This is a genomic window from Achromobacter sp. D10 (assembly GCF_035282245.1).
GTDB lineage: Bacteria > Pseudomonadota > Gammaproteobacteria > Burkholderiales > Burkholderiaceae_B > Achromobacter > Achromobacter insolitus.
Window position 1 is genome coordinate 585,260 of sequence record NZ_JAYJLE010000002.1, and the last position, 21,159, is coordinate 606,418.

The window sequence follows — 21,159 nt, forward strand, 5'->3', positions numbered from 1 at the left end:
ATTACTTCAGGGCGCGCAGCACGGCGCGCACGGCGTCGGCGCGGGCCGGGATTTGCGCGGCCTTGATCTCAACCCGCAATTTATCCTGTCCCGCCAGTTTGATGTGGCGCTGGCGCTGTACGAGTTCGATGATCTTGGCGGGGTCGACCGAGGTCTTGGGGCCGAATTGCAGCAGCGCCTGGGTCTCACTGGCGTCGATCTTGACGATGCCCAGGGGCTGGGCGGCAAGACGCAGCCGGTGAGTTCCAAGCAGCGTCTGGGCGGCTTCGGGCAGTTTGCCGAAGCGGTCGATCAGTTCTTCCTGGATCTGGATCAGGTCGTCTTCATCCGCGGCATGCGCCAGGCGCTTATAGATGCCCAGGCGGGCGTGGACATCGGCGCAATAGTCGGATGGCAACAGCGCCGGAGCGTGCAGGTTGACTTCGCAGGCCAGGTTGAAAGGCGCGTCCAGATCCGGTTCTTCGCCGGCGCGCAGCGCGCGGACCGCCTCGTTGAGCATCTCGTTGTACATCGAGAAGCCTACCTCCTGGATATTGCCGGATTGCGAATCACCGAGCACTTCGCCCGTGCCCCGGATCTCCAGGTCGTGCATGGCCAGGTAAAAACCGGAACCGAGCTCTTCCATGGCCTGGATCGCTTCCAGGCGCTTTTTTGCGTTATTGGTGATGGCGTCTTCGCCTGGGGTCAGCAAGTACGCGTAGGCTTGGTGGTGGGACCGTCCGACGCGGCCGCGCAGCTGGTGCAACTGGGCCAGCCCGAAGCGGTCCGCCCGGTGGATAACGATGGTGTTGGCGCTGGGCACGTCGATGCCGGTCTCGATAATGGTGGTGCACAGCAGCACGTTGTAGCGCTGCTGGTAGAACCCCTTCATTACCTGTTCCAGCTCGCGCTCGGGCATCTGGCCGTGCGCGACCGCGATGCGGGCCTCGGGCACCAGCTCTTCCAGGCGGGCTCGGCGGTTGTGGATGGTCTCGACCTCGTTGTGCAGGAAATAGCACTGGCCGCCGCGCTTGAGCTCGCGCAGCAGCGCTTCGCGCAGGGTGCTGCCGTCCTCGCGCCGCACGAAGGTCTTGATGGCCAGGCGCTTTTGCGGCGCCGTGGCGATGACGGAGAAGTCGCGGATGCCTTCCAGCGACATGCCCAGCGTGCGGGGAATGGGCGTGGCGGTCAGGGTCAGCACGTCGACCTCGGCGCGCAGCGCCTTCAGTGCTTCCTTCTGGCGTACGCCGAAACGGTGTTCCTCGTCGATGATGACCAGGCCCAGGCGCTTGAACTTCACATCCTTGGACAGGATCTTGTGGGTGCCGATGACGATGTCCACTCGGCCATCGTTGATGCCTTCGATGGCGGCGGAGACCTCTTTGGCGGAGCGGAAGCGGGACAGCTCCACCACTTTGACGGGCCAGTCGGCAAAGCGGTCCGAAAAGGTCTGCGCATGTTGCTCGGCCAGCAGCGTGGTGGGGCAGAGCAGGGCGACCTGCTTGCCGTTGGCCACGGCCAGGAATGCGGCGCGCAGTGCCACTTCGGTCTTGCCGAAGCCGACGTCGCCGCAGACCAGGCGGTCCATGGGCCGCCCGGAAGTCATGTCGGCGATGACGGCTTCGATGGCGGCGGCCTGGTCGGCCGTTTCCTCGAAGCCGAAGCCTTCTGCGAAAGCCTGGTAGTCGTTGAGCGGCAGATTGAAGGCGTAGCCTTCGCGCGCGGCGCGCTGGGCATACAAGGCCAGCAGTTCGGCGGCGGTGTCGCGGACCTGGCGGGCCGCCTTGCGGCGCGCCTTGTCCCACTGCCCGGAACCCAGCTGGTGCAGGGGCGCGGCCTCCGGATCGGCGCCGCTGTAGCGGGCGATCACGTGCAACTGCGACACGGGTACGTACAGCGTGCTGCCATTGGCATATTCGAGATGGAGGAATTCCATTCCTCCCTCGCCCATGTCCATGTTGACCAGGCCGTGGTAGCGGCCAATCCCGTGCTGCGCATGCACGACCGGGTCGCCCGCGCGCAGCTCGGACAGGTCGCGCACCATGGCTTCGACGTTGCTGGCGCGTTCCTGGTCGCGCTTGCCGCGCCGGCCGGTGGTCGCCAGGCCAGGATACAGGTCGTTTTCGGTCAGGAAGGCCAGGTTGGCCTGGGGCAGCCCGAAGCCGGTGGAAAGCGGCGCGGCGACGATGCCGAAATGGGCGTCCGACGCCAGGAAGGCTTCAATGGTGTCCGGTTGCGCGTCGGGGGTGACGCCGAACTCATTCAGCATCTGCACCAGGGTCTCGCGCCGGCCGGCGGAGTCGGCGCACAGCAGCACGCGCGTCTGGCCAGACTGCACCAGCGTTCGCAGCTTGGCGATCGGGTCCTCGGAGCGCCTGGCCACGCTGACGTCGGGCGCGGCACGAAAGTCCGGATGCGGTTGGCCGGCGGCAAGTGACAGCCGGCGGAATTCTTTCAGCCGGGCGTAGAGCGCCTCGTTGTCCAGGAACAGTTCGGACGGCGGGAGCACCGGCCGCTCGCGGTCGCTCTTGAGGAAGCCGTAGCGGCTGGAAGTGTCCTGGTTGAAGCGCTGGATCGCGTCGTCGATGTCACCCACCGTGACGGTGACCGTGCCTTCCGTCAGGTAGTCGAACAGCGTTGCCGTTTCCTCGAAGAAGAGCGGCAGGTAGTACTCGACGCCTGCAAACGGAATGCCATTGCCGATGTCCTTGTAAGGCAGCGCGCGCGACGGGTCGCCCTCGAACACTTCGCGAAAGCGCGCGCGGAATCGGTTGCGCGCGTCCTCGTCCATGGGGAATTCGCGACCGGGCAGCAGTTGCACCTCGCGCACCGGATACAGGCTGCGCTGCGTATCCACGTCGAAACTGCGGATGGTCTCGATCTCGTCGTCGAACAGGTCCAGGCGGTACGGCACCACCGAGCCCATGGGAAACAGGTCGATCAAGCCGCCGCGCAGGCAGAATTCCCCGGGCGCCGTCACCTGCGTGACGTGGTTGTAGTTCGCCAGCGTCAGCTGGGCGCGCAGCGCCGCTTCGTTGAGCTTGTCCTTTTGCTTGAACGAAAACGTGTAGGCCGCGAGGAAGGAGGGAGGCGCCAGGCGGTACAGTGCGGTCGTGACCGGCACCGTCAGCACGTCCACCGACTTCGTCATCAGCGAATGCAGGGTGTGCAGGCGCTCCGAGATCAGATCCTGGTGCGGCGAAAACGCGTCGTAGGGCAGCGTTTCCCAGTCGGGCAGCTGGCGCACGCGCAGGTCCGGCGCGAACAGCTGGATTTCCTCGGCCAGGCGCTGGGCCTCGACGGGCTCGGCGGTCAGGATGACCAGCGGCGCGGAGGCCTGCCGCGCCAGGTCAGCCAGCAGCCAGGCGTCGCCGGAACCCGGAGGGCGCGGCTGAGCATAGCGCGTACCGGCCTTCAGGGCGGACAGGGTGGGGGCCGTCGCGGGAACGGGAGGCGCGGCTGTGGCGGAGGTAGAGGGGGCGGGCATCAGGCTGGAAGCAGGCATCAAGCGGAAGATTATAAAATCACCGCACCATGTCTGCCTCCCTCATTGCAATCGTGCCCGCAGCGGGCGTAGGGGCTCGCGCCAGCCGGCCCGGGCACGAAACCGTGCCCAAGCAATATCGTCCGTTGTCCGGACAGCCCATGCTGCGCCACGCGGTATGCGCACTGCTGGCCGACGAGCGCATCTCGCAGGTGCGCGTCGCCGTGACCCCTGGCGATGGCTGGGTGGACGCCGCGCTGGCGGGCCTGCCCCGCACGGTATGGCGGGCCTGCGGAGGCGCGACGCGCGCCGATACCGTGGCTGGCGCGCTGGCCGATAGCGGCGTGGCCGACGATACCTGGGTGCTGGTGCACGATGCCGCGCGTCCCGGGCTGCCGGCCGCCGCACTCGGACGCCTGATCGACGCCTGTCTCGGCGACCCCGTCGGGGGGCTGTTGGCATTGCCGGTGGCGGATACGGTCAAGGCAGGCCATGAGCGCGTGGAGCGCACGTTGGACCGCAATGGCCTGTGGCTGGCGCAGACTCCGCAGATGTTCCGGGCTGGCGTGCTGCGTGACGCGCTGACGGAGGCTTCCGTGAGCGGCGTGGCGGTCACCGACGAGGCCTCGGCCATCGAGGCGGCGGGCTATGCGCCGCTGCTCGTGCCCGGTGCCATGCGCAATTTCAAGGTGACATGGCCGGATGATTTCGAACTGATGGAAAAATGGTTATGAGTATTCCTTTCCGCGTCGGCCAGGGCTTTGACGTGCATGCGCTGGTCGAGGGCCGCCCGCTGATCATCGGCGGCGTGACGATTCCCCACACGCATGGCCTGCTGGGGCATTCGGATGCGGACGTCCTGCTGCACGCGATTACCGACGCGCTGCTTGGGGCCGCCGGCCTGGGCGATATCGGGCGTCACTTTCCGGATACCGATCCGGCCTTCAAGGGCGCCGACAGCCGCGTGCTGCTGCGCGAGGCCATGGCACGCGTGCGCGCGGCGGGCTGGGAACCGGTGAATATCGACGCCACGCTGCATGCGCAGGCGCCCAAGATCGGTCCGCATGCGCCGGCCATGGTGAAGAACATTGCCGCCGACACGGGGCTGGCCGAGACCGAAGTCAACATCAAGGCCAAGACCAACGAGGGCCTGGGCTACCTGGGGCGCAAAGAGGGTATCGCGGCCACGGTGGTGGCGCTGCTGTCGCGCGTGGCGAGCTAGCCGCGCTAGGGGTTTTAGCCAGCGTCCGAATGCATTTTTTCGCTATTCATTTAGTTTGGATACATCTTTAACAAATGAATAAGCGAGTCGAATTGATCTGGCATATTCTGCGCTACTTCATTTCGACTACAGAGACATTCGGATGCATTTACGTGGCATCGCCCTGGTTGCCGTCTTCGGCGCATTGAGTTCACCCGCGCACGCGCAGTATGAACAGCAGCTAGGTCCGCTAGCCGGCGTGGTCAAGCAGCAGATGCAGGAGGGTTGGACCGCCGGCGTGCAGGACGGATGGTTCACTCTGCATAACGCCTCGAAGGCCGACAGCGAACAGACCCTGTACATGAATGTCGGCCCGGCGCCTGACTCGGGCCGCGTGACCGACGTCAATGTGGTCGTCAAATCCCCGAATCCCAAAGCGTCCATCGGCATTGCCCTGAGCAACCGCGCCAACAAGAGCCTGTGCCTGCTTGAATTGACTGCCGACAAGAACACGCTGTTGTTCTGTCTGCAGGGGCAGAACCGCCGGGACATCGCCTCGCTGCCCAATGTGGCGAAGCTGGACGGTTCCGACCGGATCCGCGTGGTCGAGTTGCCCGGCGCGGCCCGCTTCATTGTGAATGGCAAGCAGATCGGCGACGTCAGCAACGAGCCCGCGACGGGCTCCGAACTCGGCATCATGGCCTACGATGTGGGCACTTTCGGCGTCGCCGACTTCAAGATCACCATGACCGGCCAGTCCGAGGCGGCGCCGGCGGCCGGCACCCTGCCGACTCGCGGCGGCTCGGGGGCGGCGCAGAAGCCCCAGGCGCAGGCGCCCACTGCCGCGCAAGGGGCCGGCAACGGCGGTGCTGCCTTGCCCGGAGCGGGGCCGTATCCGCGCTTTGGCGGCGACACCATGCGTATCGTGTCGGTGTATATCGGCATCATGCGCAGCATCTTCATGCACGAGTTCGGGCACGCCCTGATCGGCGAGCTGGAGCTGCCCTCGACGGGAGCGGAAGAGGATGCCGTCGATATCTACTCCGCGTTGCAGATCGTCGAGCCGACCATGTATCCGTCGGACAACAAGGAAGTGAACATCATGGCGCAGGATGCGGCGAAGTACGCCGCCTTGCAGTGGTATTACAGCGGCAAGCTGGCCGAGCGCAGGGGGGCGGACACTTCCTCGGCGTGGCAGGATGAACACACTGGCGACCTGAAGCGGTTCCGCAACATGCTTTGCGTCATGTATGGCGGCAACCCTGGCGTGTTCGAGTCCATCGCCAAGCACGTCGGCCTGGAAGACCGGACCCGCGCGCGCTGCGCGGACGAATTCAACAAGCAGAACCGCGCCTGGCGCAAGATCCTGGCGCCGCATACTCGCGTGGGCACCTGGACGCCCGAGGGTCTGCAGCCGGCGAATGCGCCCGGTGCGCCGGTGAACGTGGTTTTCCAGCCGTCCAAGCGCAAGATCGGCAACTTGTTCGCGAACAATCTTTCGGATGCGATCACGAACAACATCAAGCTGCTGGGGCAGACCTATGTGTTGCCCCGTCCGGTGAACGTGGTGTTCAAGGACTGTGGCCAGCTGAATGCCTGGTACGCCCCGCGCGAGGGTTCCATCACGATGTGCTACGAGCTGATCGAGAACATCGCGGTAATGATCTCGGATATCGAGATGGGGACCGTGGGGGGCGAGGTTGCCGAGCAGGGAGGCGCAGCGCCGGCGGCGCCGCGGCAGCAACCGGCGCCTGGGCAAGGCATGCCTCCCAGCGCCATCGACGAGCTGAAGGACTTCGGCGTGCCCGCCACGACCATGCTGTTCACCTCGCCGTACAAGGGGCCGACGCCAAATAAGATCTACCGCGCCAAGGTGATCACGACCGGCGACCTGATCGGGATGATCCAGAACGACAAGAATCTTCTGATCGTTGATACGAGCGGTTTGCGCGATACGGTGCCAATCGCCTATCCGCTGGCCGATGCGGGCTCGGACGGCAGCGTGACCGACCATCTGCAAACCGAACTCGATGCCTGGCTGCTGAAGCAGAACGGCGGCAAGCGGGACGCGCCCGTCGTATTCCTGGGCGCCAGCATGAATGATCGTTCGGCCTACAACGCGGCGCTGCGCGCAGGCACCCTGGGATGGACTGTGTACTGGTACCGCGGCGGCGTGGAGGCCTGGGCCGCCAATGGCCTGCCCACGACCTCGACCATGCCGAAGAAGTGAGCCATCGCAGCATCGCCCGGCAATAGAAAAACCCGCCTGCGCAATGCAGGCGGGTTTCTTTTTGCCTTGCGCCTTACTTGCCTTGGGCGGCCAGCGCCAGGGCTGCGGCGTTGACCACGGCAGCGATGCGGCCGGCATCACGCAACTGCTCGGTCGACAGGCCGTCGTTCTTCAGGTTTTCGTAGTGCGAAGCCACGCAGAAATGGCACTTGCCGATGATGGAGGCCACCAGGGCAAACAGCTCGAAGCGCTTCTTTTCCACGCCGCCGTGAGTGGCGTAGGCGTTCATGCGCAATTGGGCCGGCAGGCTCTTCAATTGGGCATCGCCCGTCATTTCCACGTACGGATACCAGGTGTTGTTCATGCCCATGAGGGCCGAGGCCGTCAGCGCGGCGTTGGCGTCGCCTTCCGACAGGCCGCTCTTGAAGGCTTCGACCAGCACCGGGCTGCGCGCGGCGTAGGCGGCGGACAGGGCGGCGCCCACGGCATCTTCAGGAGCCAGCGTCGAGCGGGCGATCACGGCGTCCAGATTCAGGCGGATGTCCTTGGCCCAATCCGGCAGCTGTTCCTTAATGGTCGTAAGAAATTCCATAGTTTTTACCTATAATCTAGCGCAGTTAAAGCCCAGCGCAGGACCCGCCAGCGGGTCCCGGGCCGGGCTGGAAATTACAGCGTGGCGCCGCCAACCGTACGGTTGCACGGGCACAGCTCGTCGGTTTGCAGGCCGTCGAGCAGACGCAGAACTTCTTCCGGGTTACGGCCGACGTTCAGGTTGTTCACCGAAACGTGCTGGATCGTGTTGTCCGGATCGACGATGAACGTGGCGCGCAGGGCAACGCCAGCGCCCTTTTCACGCACGCCCAGTTGGTCGATCAGGGCGCCGGTGGTGTCGCCGAATTGGTAGTGACCCAGCTTGTTCAGGTCCGGGTGCTCACGACGCCATGCCAGCTTGACGAATTCGTTGTCGCTCGAACCGCCCAGCAGGACGGCGTCGCGGTCTTCGAAATCCTTGGCCAGCTTGTTGAAGCCGACGATTTCGGTCGGGCAAACAAACGTGAAGTCTTTCGGGTAGAAGTAGATGACCTTCCACTTGCCGGGGAACGAGCTTTCGGTGATGTCTTCAAACGCCGACACGCCATTTTCTTCGTGTTGGTTGAAGCCGGGCTTGACGCCGGTGACCTTGAAGGGCTCGAGTTTGTCGCCAACAGTTTTCATGTTTACTCCCAGTTGTTGGTGGAATTAAGGCCTGTGCCTCAAACCATAAATTCTACGCTATGGATTTTCGTTGTCTAATTGATAATTCCTAAACTTCGCTTTGGGCAACTCTATCCTTGCGGTCAGGCCGCCGCCTTCACGGGGCAGCATGCGCAGCGAGCCGCCGACGTGCTTGAGCAGGCGCTCCACGATGGCCAGTCCCAGGCCGGCGCCGCTGACGCCGGTGCGTGCCGCCTCGCCGCGCGAGAAAGGCCGCAAGAGGCGATCCACGTCCTCGGGGGCGATGCCGGGACCACGGTCCGAGACCTCGATCACGATCATGGAGCCTTCAGCTTGCAATGTCATGACGAGATGCGCCATACCATCGCTGGAGCGGCCATAACGCCGGGCGTTCTCGATCAGGTTGCTGACGATGCGCTTGAGGTCCAGCGCCGTGATGCGGGCGCGCAGGCCCGGCTCCAGAGTGGCCTCCAGCTCTCCGCCCACGGACGCCGTATGGCTGCGTTCGCGTTCGTAGAGTTCGGCCAGCACCGCGGAAATATCCGTGGCCAGTTGAGGCAGCGTGCCGGCCGGGCGCGCGTACTCCATCAATTGGCCGATACTGTGGTCGATCTGGCCCAGGTCCTCGTCGATGGCCTGGCGCGCGTCCTCAGATACCCCGCTGAGCTCGATTTCCAGGCGCATGCGGGCAAGCGGCGTGCGCAGGTCGTGCGAGATCCCGGCCAGCATCAACTCGCGGTCGGCCTCGGCCTGTCGCAGGTCCTTGGCCATGCGGTTGAACGAAGCGTTCAGGTCGCGTATTTCCAGGGGGCCTTGCTCGGGCAGGGCAGCGGGGGTTTCACCGCGCGACAGCACCTGGGCAGCCCTGGCCAGGCGCGATAGCGGCCGGTTGACGAAGCCCACGCTGACCGCGGCGCCCACCAGAGATAGCAACAGCGCCGTGGCGCCCCAGCCCAGCCATTCGATCCCACCGGTCAGGCCGATCTGCTCGCGCTCGAACACCAGCCAGTAAAGGTCTTTTTCTATCTGGAAACTGACCCAGAAGCCGGGCACCTGGTTCACGCCCCAGGCGATCTGCGTCTCCGGGCCGAAGCGCGTGCGGATGTGCTGGGCGACGCGTTGCCAGTAGTCGTCGTCGGGAAGGGCCTCGGCGAAGTCGGTGACTTCGCGCGGATAGACCTGGATGCCTTCGTTGGTGGCCAGGTCCAGCAGGAGCTTGCTGCGTTCGTCGTTATGGGAGTAGATCAGCGCGGTGCGCGTGATATTGACGGCCGTGATCACCCGCTGCGCCATTTGATTGGCGCGCGGTCCCAGCTCCATGCTGAAGAAAACTTGTAGCCACGCGCCCAGGCTGACGAGCATCAGCGCGGCGAGCAACAGGAACGTGCGGCCGAACAAGCCGAGCCGCAAACGTGATGTCAGGTTCCTGAAGGTTCTGCGCAAGCGGGGCACGAGGCTGCGCTCCTGCCCGGGGCGGGCGAGTCGATCAGCTACCACCGTCCGGCACGAACACGTATCCGAGACCCCAGACGGTCTGGATGAATACGGGCTTGGACGGATTGGGTTCGATCAACTTGCGCAGGCGCGAGATCTGCACGTCCAGGCTGCGATCGAAGGCTTCGTATTCGCGGCCGCGCGCCAGTTCCATGAGCTTGTCGCGCGACAGCGGGATCTTCGGGTGGCGGGCAAACACCTTCAGCACCGAGAATTCGCCGGTGGTGATGGGCACTTGTTCGCCATTGCGCGTGAGCGTGCGGGTGGACAGGTTCAGCGTGTAGGGGCCGAAGGCGATGGATTCGTTTTCCTGGCTGGGGGCGCCGGGATGTTCCTCGGTGCCGCGGCGGCGCAGGATCGCGTTGATCCGAGCCAGCAGTTCGCGAGGATTGAACGGTTTGGACAGGTAATCGTCCGCGCCCATTTCCAGGCCGACGATGCGGTCGATTTCTTCCGCCTTGGCCGTCAGCATGATGATGGGCGTGTTGTCGTGACCACCGCGCAGCCGGCGACAGATGGACAGGCCATCTTCCCCGGGCAGCATCAGATCCAGCACGAGCAGGTCGAAATGCTCGCGTTGCCAGAGTTTGCCCATCTCTTTGGCGTCTTCGGCAACGAAAACGTTGAATCCCTGTTCGGATAAGTACCGACGCAGCAAATCGCGCAAGCGCGGATCATCGTCGACGACGAGGATTTTTCGGGTGGGGGTGGTGTTTTGCGTATTCATGGCCGGAAATGTAACAGTGGCAAGAACCAGCGGCTAGTGGGCGTTCACAAGATATTACACATTGCGATCCATGGTTGAAATCCCCCTGACATCCCCCTGATAACCGGGGGCGGAGTCGCGGTATTTCGTACAATCTGCACCTATGGAACTAAACCTGCTGGCTTTGGAAACTTCTTCGTCCCGTTGCGGCGTGGCCCTGCTGCGGGCGGCCGATGGCCGCCTGGAGGTCAGTGTCAGGGAACATGAAGGCTCCCAGGAGCACGCGGAACGGCTCTTGCCCATGGCCAACGAGCTGCTGGCGGCCTCCGGACTTGCGCCTTCCGCCTTGCATGCGGTGGCGTTCGGCCAGGGGCCGGGCGGCTTTACCGGCCTGCGGGTGGCTTGCGGCGTGGCTCAAGGCATGGGCTTGGGCCTGGGCATCCCGGTACTTCCCATTGTCTCTCATCAGGCGGTCGCCGCACAGGTGGATGCCACGCCTACGGACGCGATCGTGGTGGCGCTGGATGCCCGCATGAATGAAGTCTATCTGGCCGTCTACCGCCAGGCGGACGTTTCGGATAGTGAAATTTCCTGGGAAGTCCTGCAGGCGCCGCTACTGATTGCTGCAGCTGAAGTGGTGCCCTGGACCGCCCATCATCTACCTGGATGGTCGGCCCGCGCGGGCCGGCCGCTGGACCTGCTGCTGGCCGGCGATGCCTGGGATGCCTACGCGTCGGAGATGCAGTCTCCCTGGCGGCGAGCCGCCGGCGCGCAGCGGCCCGAAGCGGCCAGCGTCGCGCGCTTGGGACGCCAGGGCTGGATGCGGGGCGAGGCCCTGGCGCCGGAGCTGGCCGCGCCGCTGTACGTGCGCGACAAGGTGGCGTTCACGACGGCCGAGCGCATGCGCGGCGAGGGCGGCAATCCGAAAGCCCAGTCCTCGCTGGCCGCTTCCGTGCCTCAACCGATGACCGACGCCGATCTGGAAGAGGTCGTGGCGCTGGAAGCGCACGTGCAGGCGTTTCCCTGGACCCGCGGCAATTTCGCCGACGCCCTGGCAGCGGGTTATGGTGCCTGGGTGCTGCGGCGGGAAGGCAAAGTGGCGGGATTCTGCGTGCTGATGTTCGCGCCCGACGTGGCGCACCTGCTCGTGATCGCCGTGGCGAAGCCGTTGCACCGCCAGGGCCTGGGCGGCGTGTTGCTCGATTGGTGTGAACAGCAGGCGCGCGAACGGGGCCTGGAGGGCGTACTGCTGGAAGTGCGCCCGTCCAACGCCCCGGCCATCAGTTTCTATAAGCGGCACGGATATCTGCAGATCGGCATGCGCCGGGGCTATTACCCGGCCGAGAAAGGCGGCAGGGAAGATGCGCTGGTCATGCAGAAGCATTTCGCGGCGGGTGGAGGGGCGGCATGAGCCAGCCCACTGCAGCGCCGCCGTCGGCCGCGCCTCGCGTCAATCCGCTACAGCGCATCTGGCTGCGCGAGATCGGCATGGAGCGGCTGTGGCTGCGTCCGGCGCCGGCCGTCAACCGGCCTGCCGCGGAGCCGCAAGTTCTTGTTTCCAAGGAGGTTTTGCCGCCTTCGGTGCAAACGCCCGCAGCCGAGGCGCCGCCTGCGCCGCGGTCCCCCCAGGTCGGCACGCCGACCCACCAGGCGCAGGCTCCCGACGCCTCGGCTCCCGCGGAAGCCGTACCAGGACGTCCCGGCATACCGGCGTCGATCCTGAACCGCAGCGGCCCGCCGCCGCGTCCGGTCCCGAAGGTTGAGGCCGAGGCGCCGCCACCGCCGCCGGTCCCTGTGGCCGAAGCGATCCGCAACGCCACGCTGGAAGAAATGCATGACCAGGTCCTCGCCTGCGAGGCCTGTGGCTTGTGCAAGGGCCGCCGCAACGCGGTGTTCGGCCATGGCGGCCAGCCGACCCGCTGGCTGGTGGTGGGCGAGGCTCCTGGCGAGCAGGAAGACCGGCAAGGGCAGCCTTTCGTCGGCCGTTCAGGCCAGTTGCTGGACGCGATGCTGTCCTCGGTGTCCATGAGCCGCGAACGCGATGTGTTCATCACCAATGTCATCAAATGCCGTCCGCCTGGCAACCGCAACCCCAAGCCTGAGGAAATTGCGGCGTGCAGCCCCTACCTGATGCGCCAGATCGCGCTGCTCAAGCCTGAGCGGATCCTGGTGCTGGGGCGTTTTGCGGCACAGACGCTGCTGGGCACCGACGCCACCATAGGCAGCCTGCGGGGCCGCATCCACCAGCTGAAGACCGACGAGGGTCTGGAGATTCCGGTGGTTGTGAGCTACCACCCCGCTTATCTGCTGCGCAGTCCGAGCGAGAAGGCGCGCGCGTGGCAAGACTTGCGGCTGGCGGTTGCGCGGTTGGGCTGAGGTCGGCGCCGCTGGATCTGCGGACCAAATAAAAAACCGGGCCATCGCCCGGTTTTTTTCGTTCTGAACCTGCTTGCGTCTAGTGCGAGGAGTCCAGTGCGCGGCCGTGGCCTTCCTGGCCGATCTGATCGTGCAATTCGGGGTTGGCCTGCAGATTGCGCTTGCTCCAGCGCATGAAGACCACCATCAGCACGGCGACCACGGTGCCGAAAATCACAATGATGATGTTGATGGGCAACTGCAGCCACAGCAGCACGGTATACATGGCCACCATCAACAGGATGTTGAGCTGTTCGTTGAAGTTCTGCACGGCGATGGAGTGGCCCGCCGACAGCAGCACGTGGCCGCGGTGTTGCAGCAGCGCGTTCATCGGCACCACGAAGAAACCGGCCAGGCCGCCCGTGATCAGCAGCAGCAGGTAGACGCTCCAGGGCGAGTAGACCAGCGGCATCAGGAGCACGACCAGACCCATGGCGGCGCCGACCGGCAGGACGGCCAGTGCGCGCCGCAGCGGAATGCGGCCAGCCAGGATGGATCCGACCACCGTGCCCAGCGCGGCCACGCCCATCAGCATCGAGGCTTTATCCAGCTGGTATCCGAGGTGGCTGCGGCCCCATTCGATGACGATCAGCTGCAGGGTGGCGCCGGCGCCCCAGAACAGCGTGGTGACGGCCAGCGAGATCTGGCCCAGCTTGTCCTTCCAGAGCACGCGGACATAGCCCCAGAACGTGCGCACGAGCCGGACGGGATTCTTCTGCTGCGGCGGGTAGCGCACGTGGGTGTGCGGAATCATCAGGTTGCACAGCGCCGCCAGCAGGTACACGAACGAGATGACCAGGATCGCGGCCTCGGCCGGGGTGTGGACCAGCTTGCCGATGAAGGAATGGCTGAGCAGGGCGGTGGAAACGGAGGAGGAAATCAGCAGGCCGCCCAGGACCGTGCCCAGGATGATGGAGAAGACCGTCAGGCCTTCGATCCAGCTATTGCCCTTGACCAGCATGGCCGGGGGCAGCATTTCCGTGACGATGCCGTACTTGGCGGGAGAATAGGCCGCGGCGCCGATGCCGACGATGCCATAGGCCGCACAGACCAGGTAGGTCTGGTATTGGGGCGCGACGCCGATGCTGGCATACGAGAACATCAGCATGCATCCGGCGACCTTCAGGGCGTTGGTGGAGAACATCACGCGGCCCTTGGGGAAAGAGTCCGCCAGCGCGCCGACAAAGGCGGCCAGGACGACGTAAGCCAGCGCGAACGACCACTTCATCATGGGTGCCAGCCAGTCCGGCCCATGCAGTTCCTGTATCAAGGCGATGGCTGCGATGAACAGCGCATTGTCCGCCAATGACGAGAAGGCCTGCGCGGCCATGACCAGATAGAAACCACGTTTCAAGAATGTCCCCGTTCTTTGGCCTGGCCCCGGCCAGTCCGCGTGAAAATTTATGTGTCGTGCAAAAAAGTGTCAGGGAGTATAGCCGGAGCCCCGGTGGCAGCCATTGAGCGTTTGCCCGTGGATTGACCGCCGGCAAGCCTTAGGGACAACGCGCCTTGACCCTTGCTGACGTTTGGGGACAGACTGCCTGCGGTATCATACGACCCATCTGTGCGCCGGCCCTACAGGGGCCGGTTTGCAATCTGTGCGGCAGGTCCGTTAACGCCTTTCGTTCAACCCACCCCGTCGTCATCGTATTGTGCGTCTTACTCAGCTAAAACTCGCCGGCTTCAAGTCCTTTGTCGATCCCACCGTGATTCCCGTGCCCAGCCAACTGGTGGGCGTGGTGGGTCCCAATGGCTGCGGGAAATCGAACATCATCGACGCCGTGCGCTGGGTGCTGGGCGAGGCCAAGGCCTCGGAACTGCGCGGCGAGTCCATGCAGGACGTCATTTTCAACGGTTCCGGCAACCGCAAGCCTGCGGCGCGGGCTTCGGTGGAGATGGTGTTCGACAACAGCGAAGGCCGCGCGGCCGGCCAATGGAGCACGTACGCGGAAATCGCGGTGCGCCGCGTGCTGACCCGCGACGGCACTAGCAGCTATTTCGTCAATAACCAGCAGGTCCGCCGCCGCGACATTCACGACATCTTCCTGGGCACCGGCCTCGGCGCCCGCGGCTACGCCATCATCGGCCAGGGCATGATCAACCGCCTGATCGAGGCGCGCCCGGAAGAGTTGCGGGTGTTCCTGGAAGAGGCGGCCGGCGTGTCCCGCTACAAGGAACGGCGCCGCGAGACCGAAAACCGCCTGTCCGACACGCGCGAGAACCTGACCCGCGTCGAAGACATCCTGCGCGAGCTCAACAGCCAGCTCGAAAAACTGGAAGCACAGGCCGAAGTGGCCACGCGCTACCGCGAACTCCAGGCGGACGGCGAAAAGAAGCAGCATGCGCTGTGGTTCCTGAAGGAAACCGGGGCGCGTGAAGAGCGCGCCAAGAAAGCCCAGGAGATGGCGCAGGCCCAGAACGAACTGGAAGCCGCCATTGCCGGCTTGCGGGCGGGCGAGGCCGCGCTGGAGTCCCGGCGCCAGGCCCACTACGCCGCCAGCGACGCCGTCCATGCCGCCCAAGGCGCGCTGTACGAGGCCAATGCCCAGGTCAGCCGCCTGGAAGCCGAAATCCGCCATGTCGTCGATTCCCGCAACCGCCTGCAGGCGCGCCGGGATCAGCTGCAGCAGCAGATCGGCGAGTGGACTGCCCAACGCGAACATTGCACCGAACAGATCGCGCAGGCCGAGGAAGACCTCGCTGCCGGCGCCGCCCGCACGGAAGAGGCGCGTGCCAAGGCCGAGGACGCCCAGGCCGCGCTGCCGGCCGTGGAACAGCGCGTGCGCGAAGCCGCCTCCGGGCGCGACGAGATGCGCGCCGCACTGGCGCGGGTTGAACAGAACCTCGCCCTGGTGGCGCAGTCGCAGCGCGACGCGGACCGCCAGATGCAGGCCCTGGAGCAGCGCCGCGAGCGTCTGCAGCAGGAATTGCGCGAACTCCACAGTCCGGATCCGGTGCGGCTGGAACAACTGGCCGGCGACCGCGTCGCCGGCGAGGACCAGCTCGAGGAAGCCCAGGAGGAACTGGCCACCCTGGAAGGCCGCGTGCCGGAAGCGGATGCCGAGCGCAGCCGCGCGCAGGCGGCCGCCCAGACCGAGGTGCAGAATCTGGCTCGCCTGGAGGCCCGTCTTTCGGCGCTGGTGAAGTTGCAGGAAGACGTGCAGAAGCAGGGCGCGCTGGAGCCTTGGCTGGCCAAGCATGAGCTGGCCGGGCTGTCGCGCCTGTGGCAGAAATTGCACATTGAGCCCGGCTGGGAAACCGCCCTCGAGGCCGCCCTGCGCGAGCGCATGGCCTCCATGGAAGTGCGCAACCTGGATTGGGCCCGCGCCTTCGCCGAGGACGCGCCGCCCGCCCGGTTGGCCTTCTACCAGTTGCCGGTGGCGGCGCCCACGCCGGCCGCGCCGGCCGGTCTGACGTCGCTGGCCAGCCTGCTGCGCATTACCGATCCCGACCTGCGCACGCTGCTCAACGAATGGCTGGGCGGCATCTACACGGCTACCGACGTGACCCAGGCCCTGGCCATGCGCGCCAGCCTGCCCGCTGGCGGCGCCTGCGTGGTCAAGGCCGGCCACCTGGTCGATGCCCATAGCGTGCGCTTCTACGCGCCGGATTCCGAACAGGCCGGGCTGCTGGCCCGCCAGCAGGAAATCGAGAACCTGCAGCGCGAGATCAAGGCGCAGCAACTGATCGCCGACCAGGCGCGCGCCGCGGTCGCCCGCGCCGAAGCCGCCTGGCAGCAAGTGTCCCAGGCCATCGCGCCAGCCCGCCAGCGCGTGGCCGAGGTCACCCGCCGGGTGCACGACATCCAGCTTGAACATTCGCGCCTGCAGCAGCAGGCCGAGCAGTCCGGCGAACGCGCCTCCCGCCTGCGCCAGGACCTGGAAGAGATCAAGGTCCAGGAAGAAGACCTGCGCGCCACCCGCGAGGAAGCCGAAGCCCGCTTCGAGGCCCTGGACGAAGAGCTGGCCGAACACCAATCCCGGTTCGCCGACGCCGAAATCGACGGTGAAACCCTGGCGGCCCAGGCCGAAGCCGCCCGCGCCGGCCTGCGCGAACTGGAACGCGCCGCCCAGGAAGCCGAATTCGCCGAACGCGGCATCCAGGTCCGCATTACCGACCTGCAACGCAACCAGCAACTGGCTGCCGACCAGAGCCAGCGTGGCAGCGTCGAGCTGGAACAGCTGCTGGTGGACTTGGCCGAACTGGACGCCTCGGCATCCCAGGCGGGCCTGCAGGACGCGCTGGAAGTGCGCGCCGAGCGCGAGGAAGCCCTGTCGCGTGCGCGCCAGGAACTCGAAAACCTGGCGGCTTTGCTGCGCGGCGCGGACGAAGACCGTCTGCAGCAGGAGCAGACGCTGGAGCCGCGGCGCGCCCGCATCATGGAACTGCAACTACAGGAGCAGGCCGCCCGCCTGGCCGAAGAACAGTTCACCGAACAACTGAACGCGCGCGAGGTCGACCGCGAGGCGCTGGCCCAGGATCTGGCCAACCAGCCCGACGAATGGCGCCGCGCAAGCTGGCTGCAGTCGGAAGTCAGCCGTATTTCGCGCCAGATCGAAGCCCTGGGCTCGGTCAACCTGGCGGCGCTGGACGAACTGAACACCTCGCGCGAGCGCAAGGGCTTCCTGGATTCTCAGCATCAGGACCTGATGACCGCCATCGAGACTCTCGAGGACGCCATCCGCAAGATCGACCGCGAGACCCGAGAACTGCTGCAAGAGACCTTCAACGTCGTCAACGGCCATTTTGGCGAGCTTTTCCCCAAGCTGTTTGGCGGCGGCGAGGCCAAGCTGACCATGACGGGCGAGGAAATCCTCGACGCCGGGGTCCAGGTCATGGCCCAGCCTCCGGGCAAGCGCAACAGCACCATCCACCTGCTGTCCGGCGGCGAAAAGGCCCTGACCGCCACCGCGCTGGTGTTTGCGCTGTTCAAGCTCAACCCCGCGCCGTTCTGCCTGCTGGACGAGGTGGACGCGCCGCTGGACGACGCCAACACGGAGCGCTACGCGAACCTGGTCGCCAACATGAGCGAGCAGACCCAGTTCCTCTTCATCTCGCACAACAAGATCGCGATGCAGATGGCCAAGCAACTGATCGGTGTAACCATGCAAGAGCAAGGGGTTTCGCGTATCGTTGCGGTAGACATAGACTCGGCCGTCCAGATGATGGCCTCCGAAGCGGCATAAACCCAATATTCAGAAGGGCGTCGGGGTTTCGGCGCGGGATTTATACATGAGTGATTTGCAGATCGGGCTGATAGCCCTGGGCGTATTGCTGATACTGCTGGTGCTGGGATTCAACTGGTGGCAGGACCGACGTGTCCGTCGCAAGATGCAGACCCATTTCCCATCCACCGAACAGGATCCGCTCTTGGGGGCGGGAGCCGGGGCGGCCGCCGGCGCGGCATCGGCAACGGGCGCGGCAGCGCGCCGCGAACCCGGCATGGGAGGCGATGCGCCTCGCGCGCAGCCCGGCCAGCCGGTGCCGGTTGACCCCGGTAGCGATGCCGACGATACCGAAGAGCCCGATCCCGCCTGCGAGGTGGTCATCGAGATCAACTTCGCTGAAGCGGTGCGCGGTGCCGACCTGCTGCCCTACATGCAAAGCCTGCGCCACGTGGGCCGCAAGCCCATGCGCGTGTTCGCCGAAACCGACCAGCGCCGCCATCGCGCGCGCGTCCATGCCGGCGAGTCCTATGCCTCCATGCAACTGGCTGTGCTGCTGGCCAACCGCAGCGGCCCATTGACCGCCATCGAATGGTCGCAGGCCTGGGCCCGCGCCCAGGACATGGCCGAGCGTTTCGATGCCACCATCGAAGGTCCGGACCAGCAAGCCGTGCTTGAGCAAGGCGCCCGCCTGGACGATACCTGCGCTGCCCTGGATACCCAGGTTGGCCTGACCCTGCTGCTGGGCACGGCCCAGCCGGCCGCCGAAGTTCTGGCCGTGGCTCGCGACCTCGGCTTCGTCGCCGACGGCAGCCGCCTGGCCTGGCCGGCGGAAAACGGCGTGGCCCGCTTCACGCTGGCGCGCGCCGATGGCGCGGCGTTCGATGCCGGCATGGGCGGAATCGAACGCCTGTACCTGTTGCTGGACGTTCCCTGCAGCCCGGCGGACAGCCGCGCCTTCGGCCGCATGGTCGACGTGGGCCGCGACCTGGCCGCCCGCCTGCGCGCGGACCTGGTCGACGACCAGGGCAAGCCGCTGGCCGATGGGTCGGAAACGGTCATCGACGAGCGTCTGCAGGTGTTGTTCGGCCAGCTTGAACAAGCGGGTCTGCCCGCCGGCAGCGAGCGCGCCCAAAGGGTGTTTGCCTAAATGAGCGGCGCGTCTGGCGGTGAAAACCCGGCGCAAGCCGCGGCGCGCCTGCGCGCCGAGATTGAACAGCACAACGTCCGCTACTACGTCTACGACGATCCGTCGATATCGGACGCCGAGTACGACGGGCTGATGCGGGAACTGCAGGCCCTGGAGGCCGAGCATCCTGAACTGGTGACGCCGGAGTCCCCCACGCAGCGCGTGGGCGCGGCGCCTGTCTCCGCCTTTGGCAGCGTGCGCCATGTGGTGCCCATGCTCTCCCTGGGCAATGCCTTCGACGAAGAGGACGTGCTGGCTTTCGACCGCCGCGTGACCGACACGCTGCGCGGCGCGGGCCTGCTGGGGCCGGCCCAGGAAGCCGATTACTTCTGCGAGCTCAAGCTGGATGGGCTGGCGATCAGCCTGCGCTACGAGAACGGCCGCCTGGTGCAGGCCGCCACGCGCGGCGATGGCCAGACGGGCGAGGACGTCACCTCGAACATCCGCACGATCAAAGCGATTCCGCTGCAGCTCAAGGGCTCATTTCCGCAGGTGCTGGAAGTCCGCGGCGAAGTGCTCATGAACCGCGCCGACTTTGAAAAACTGAATCAGGCCCAGGCCAAGCGCGACGAGAAAGTCTTCGTCAATCCGCGCAATGCGGCGGCTGGCAGCCTGCGCCAGCTGGATCCGCGCATCACCGCCAAGCGGCCGTTGCGCTTTTTTGCCTATGGTTGGGGCGAGGTCCAGGGTTTGGCGGGCACGCAGGGCGGCTTGTTCGCCGAGGCATCGGCGGGCGCGGCCCAGGCGTCGCAGTTGCCCGAAAAATCCCATGGCGCGATGCTGGACTGGCTCGCTTCGCTGGGGCTGCCGGTGAACGTGAAGCACAATCACCGCGCCAGCGGCGCCGAGGGCCTGATGGCCTTTTACGCCAAGGTCGGACAGTTGCGGGCCGAGCTGCCCTACGACATCGACGGCGTGGTCTACAAAGTGGATTCGCTCCCGGCTCAGAAGGTGCTGGGTTTCGTGGCGCGCGCGCCGCGCTTTGCGCTGGCGCATAAGTTCGCCGCCGAAGAAGCCACCACCACCTTGCTCGACATCGAAGTGCAGGTGGGCCGCACTGGCGCCATTACGCCTGTTGCGCGCCTGAAGCCGGTGTTCGTGGGCGGAGTTACCGTTACCAACGCCACCCTGCATAACGAGGACGAAATCCGCCGCAAGGATGTGCGCATCGGCGACACGGTCATCGTGCGCCGCGCGGGCGACGTGATCCCCGAGGTGCTGGCGCCCGTGCTCGACAAGCGGCCGGACGATGCCCGCGAATTCGTCATGCCCACGGCCTGTCCGGTCTGCGGTTCCGCCATCGAACGCCTGGAAGACGAAACCATCGCGCGCTGCACGGGCGGCCTGTTCTGCGGCGCGCAGCGCAAGCAGACGCTGTGGCACGCCGCCAGCCGCAAGGCGCTGGACATCGAAGGCCTGGGTGAGAAGCTGGTCGATCAGTTGGTCGACAGCGGCCGGGTCAAGACCTTGGCGGATCTTTACAGCTTGCGCCCGCTGGAGCTGGTGGGCCTGGACCGCATGGGCCAGAAGTCGGCCGACAATCTGGTGGCGGCCATCGACAAGGCGCGCGCGCCGGCGCTGAGCCGGTTGCTGTTCGCGCTGGGCATCCGCCACGTGGGCGAAACCACGGCGCGAGACGTGGCTCGCCATTTCGGCAGCATCGAGGCCATCATGGACGCCGATGAGGACGCCCTGTCCTCGGTGCCCGATGTCGGGCCGGTTGTGGCGGCGTCGATCCGCCGCTTCTTTGCCGAGCAGCACAACCGCGACGTCATCGAACAACTGAAAGCGCAAGGAGTGAACCCGGTAGCCGAGGCGGCGCCGCAAGGCACGACCCTGGCCGGCAAGACCTTTGTGTTGACCGGTACGCTGCCCAACTGGACGCGCGAAGAGGCCTCCATGCGCATCCAGGCGGCGGGCGGCAAGGTCAGCGGTTCGGTGTCCAAGAAAACGGCCTATCTGGTTGCTGGCGAGGATTCCGGCAGCAAACTGACCAAGGCCCAGGAACTGGGCGTGGCCGTGCTGGACGAGGACGGGCTGAAGGCCCTGCTGGGCGAGCAGGGCGGTTGAGGCCGCCCGGC

Annotated in this window: 14 protein-coding genes; 8 read left to right on the forward strand and 6 right to left on the reverse strand. The window is 65.8% G+C overall.

The annotated features are described in order from the left end of the window. Position 1 precedes the first annotated feature (1 nt). Positions 2-3,484, reverse strand: a complete 3,483-nt coding sequence (mfd, locus tag VCS63_RS09545; protein ID WP_063642039.1) for a transcription-repair coupling factor — start codon at positions 3,482-3,484, stop codon at positions 2-4. Positions 3,485-3,513: 29 nt separating this feature from the next. On the opposite strand from mfd, the gene ispD reads away from it, so the two are divergent. The 3 genes from ispD to VCS63_RS09560 all read left to right on the forward strand — a co-directional run bounded on the left by ispD (position 3,514) and on the right by VCS63_RS09560 (position 6,894). Continuing rightward, positions 3,514-4,197 carry a 2-C-methyl-D-erythritol 4-phosphate cytidylyltransferase gene (ispD, locus tag VCS63_RS09550; protein ID WP_063959857.1) on the forward strand — a complete coding sequence of 228 codons (684 nt, stop codon included), beginning with the start codon at positions 3,514-3,516 and terminating at the stop codon, positions 4,195-4,197. Continuing rightward, positions 4,194-4,685: a 2-C-methyl-D-erythritol 2,4-cyclodiphosphate synthase gene (gene ispF / locus VCS63_RS09555; RefSeq protein ID WP_042796791.1), complete on the forward strand. Its 492-nt coding sequence runs from the start codon at positions 4,194-4,196 to the stop codon at positions 4,683-4,685. The genes ispD and ispF overlap by 4 nt, the downstream gene beginning before the upstream one ends. Before the next feature lie 142 nt (positions 4,686-4,827). Beyond that, positions 4,828-6,894, forward strand: a complete 2,067-nt coding sequence (locus tag VCS63_RS09560; protein ID WP_076815844.1) for a DUF4344 domain-containing metallopeptidase — start codon at positions 4,828-4,830, stop codon at positions 6,892-6,894. 73 nt (positions 6,895-6,967) lie between these two features. On the opposite strand, the gene VCS63_RS09565 is transcribed toward VCS63_RS09560, so the two are convergent. The 4 genes from VCS63_RS09565 to ompR form a co-directional block, all read right to left on the reverse strand. Beyond that, positions 6,968-7,486 carry a carboxymuconolactone decarboxylase family protein gene (locus VCS63_RS09565; protein WP_042796792.1) on the reverse strand — a complete coding sequence of 173 codons (519 nt, stop codon included), beginning with the start codon at positions 7,484-7,486 and terminating at the stop codon, positions 6,968-6,970. Between the two features lie 74 nt (positions 7,487-7,560). After that, on the reverse strand, positions 7,561-8,109 hold the full coding sequence (locus VCS63_RS09570; protein ID WP_006389231.1) for a peroxiredoxin: 549 nt from the start codon (positions 8,107-8,109) through the stop codon (positions 7,561-7,563). A gap of 57 nt (positions 8,110-8,166) precedes the next feature. Then, positions 8,167-9,561, reverse strand: coding sequence for an ATP-binding protein (locus VCS63_RS09575; protein ID WP_063642036.1), 1,395 nt, complete (start codon positions 9,559-9,561; stop codon positions 8,167-8,169). Positions 9,562-9,595: 34 nt separating this feature from the next. Continuing rightward, positions 9,596-10,330, reverse strand: coding sequence for a two-component system response regulator OmpR (gene ompR, locus VCS63_RS09580; RefSeq protein WP_013392162.1), 735 nt, complete (start codon positions 10,328-10,330; stop codon positions 9,596-9,598). A gap of 142 nt (positions 10,331-10,472) precedes the next feature. On the opposite strand from ompR, the gene tsaB reads away from it, so the two are divergent. Both tsaB and VCS63_RS09590 read left to right on the forward strand, forming a co-directional pair. Next, a complete protein-coding gene (gene tsaB / locus VCS63_RS09585) occupies positions 10,473-11,720 on the forward strand; it encodes a tRNA (adenosine(37)-N6)-threonylcarbamoyltransferase complex dimerization subunit type 1 TsaB (protein ID WP_323879457.1) in 1,248 nt (415 codons plus the stop codon). Next, positions 11,717-12,685 carry a uracil-DNA glycosylase gene (locus VCS63_RS09590; RefSeq protein WP_323879460.1) on the forward strand — a complete coding sequence of 323 codons (969 nt, stop codon included), beginning with the start codon at positions 11,717-11,719 and terminating at the stop codon, positions 12,683-12,685. Before tsaB ends, VCS63_RS09590 begins: the two co-directional genes overlap by 4 nt. 79 nt (positions 12,686-12,764) lie before the next feature. Here the strand turns inward: VCS63_RS09590 and lplT are convergent, their stop codons facing one another. Then, a complete protein-coding gene (gene lplT / locus VCS63_RS09595; RefSeq protein ID WP_063642034.1) occupies positions 12,765-14,078 on the reverse strand; it encodes a lysophospholipid transporter LplT in 1,314 nt (437 codons plus the stop codon). A gap of 298 nt (positions 14,079-14,376) precedes the next feature. On the opposite strand from lplT, the gene smc reads away from it, so the two are divergent. The 3 genes from smc to ligA are packed head-to-tail and all read left to right on the forward strand — an operon-like array spanning position 14,377 to position 21,148. After that, complete coding sequence (gene smc, locus VCS63_RS09600) at positions 14,377-17,910, forward strand: chromosome segregation protein SMC (protein ID WP_076815839.1); 3,534 nt, start codon at positions 14,377-14,379, stop codon at positions 17,908-17,910. A gap of 46 nt (positions 17,911-17,956) precedes the next feature. Next, the gene (locus VCS63_RS09605) at positions 17,957-19,039 is read left to right on the forward strand and encodes a cell division protein ZipA C-terminal FtsZ-binding domain-containing protein (RefSeq protein ID WP_149065042.1); all 1,083 of its coding nucleotides are present in this window, start codon (positions 17,957-17,959) and stop codon (positions 19,037-19,039) included. After that, positions 19,040-21,148, forward strand: coding sequence for an NAD-dependent DNA ligase LigA (ligA, locus tag VCS63_RS09610; RefSeq protein ID WP_076815837.1), 2,109 nt, complete (start codon positions 19,040-19,042; stop codon positions 21,146-21,148). The last annotated feature ends 11 nt before the right edge of the window (positions 21,149-21,159 follow it).

Bases quoted from the DNA above. Each gene is read 5' to 3' on its own strand.
- mfd (WP_063642039.1), bottom strand. From the start codon at position 3,484: ATGCCTGCTTCCAGCCTGATGCCCGCCCCCTCTACCTCCGCCACAGCC.
- ispD (WP_063959857.1), top strand. From the start codon at position 3,514: ATGTCTGCCTCCCTCATTGCAATCGTGCCCGCAGCGGGCGTAGGGGCT.
- ispF (WP_042796791.1), top strand. From the start codon at position 4,194: ATGAGTATTCCTTTCCGCGTCGGCCAGGGCTTTGACGTGCATGCGCTG.
- VCS63_RS09560 (WP_076815844.1), top strand. From the start codon at position 4,828: ATGCATTTACGTGGCATCGCCCTGGTTGCCGTCTTCGGCGCATTGAGT.
- VCS63_RS09565 (WP_042796792.1), bottom strand. From the start codon at position 7,486: ATGGAATTTCTTACGACCATTAAGGAACAGCTGCCGGATTGGGCCAAG.
- VCS63_RS09570 (WP_006389231.1), bottom strand. From the start codon at position 8,109: ATGAAAACTGTTGGCGACAAACTCGAGCCCTTCAAGGTCACCGGCGTC.
- ompR (WP_013392162.1), bottom strand. From the start codon at position 10,330: ATGAATACGCAAAACACCACCCCCACCCGAAAAATCCTCGTCGTCGAC.
- tsaB (WP_323879457.1), top strand. From the start codon at position 10,473: ATGGAACTAAACCTGCTGGCTTTGGAAACTTCTTCGTCCCGTTGCGGC.
- VCS63_RS09590 (WP_323879460.1), top strand. From the start codon at position 11,717: ATGAGCCAGCCCACTGCAGCGCCGCCGTCGGCCGCGCCTCGCGTCAAT.
- VCS63_RS09605 (WP_149065042.1), top strand. From the start codon at position 17,957: ATGAGTGATTTGCAGATCGGGCTGATAGCCCTGGGCGTATTGCTGATA.
- ligA (WP_076815837.1), top strand. From the start codon at position 19,040: ATGAGCGGCGCGTCTGGCGGTGAAAACCCGGCGCAAGCCGCGGCGCGC.